Source organism: Pseudoalteromonas sp. S2755 (assembly GCF_005886535.1).
In the GTDB taxonomy this organism is placed as follows: Bacteria; Pseudomonadota; Gammaproteobacteria; order Enterobacterales; family Alteromonadaceae; genus Pseudoalteromonas.
Genome location: NZ_PNDS01000270.1, coordinates 1 through 311, shown reverse-complemented (window position 1 = coordinate 311; position 311 = coordinate 1). Strand labels below are relative to the sequence as shown.

1 protein-coding gene is annotated in these 311 nt (G+C 44.7%); it reads right to left on the bottom strand.

Annotated elements, in window-relative coordinates:
• Positions 1-4 precede the first annotated feature (4 nt).
• Positions 5-151 carry an AIR carboxylase family protein gene (locus CWC03_RS23185; RefSeq protein ID WP_138583830.1) on the bottom strand — a complete coding sequence of 49 codons (147 nt, stop codon included), beginning with the start codon at positions 149-151 and terminating at the stop codon, positions 5-7.
• Positions 152-311 lie beyond the last annotated feature (160 nt).

Below are 311 nucleotides of genomic sequence, written 5' to 3'. Positions count from 1 at the left end.
AGCTCTAATAATATACCGGAACAAGCGGGGGCGGACGGGCTGCGGAAACCCCTATAGATTCAAAATCAATCGCAAATATATCTAACCTTTCAGCTGCAGGTTGCATGGTAGGCCAGTCTGCTTTTGAGCCCATAATGATGCGAACGGTCATAATTATTCCTCGACTCATTTTGCACGATACTGGGCTATTGTCCTTCACAGCTTCGCTGCGGGCATTATAACTGAGTTCGTGTTTAATGCGAATAATCCCGTTTTTTCAATTATCACGCGAGGGCACCCTGTGTTATTTAGACACCTCCAATTCTTCAATA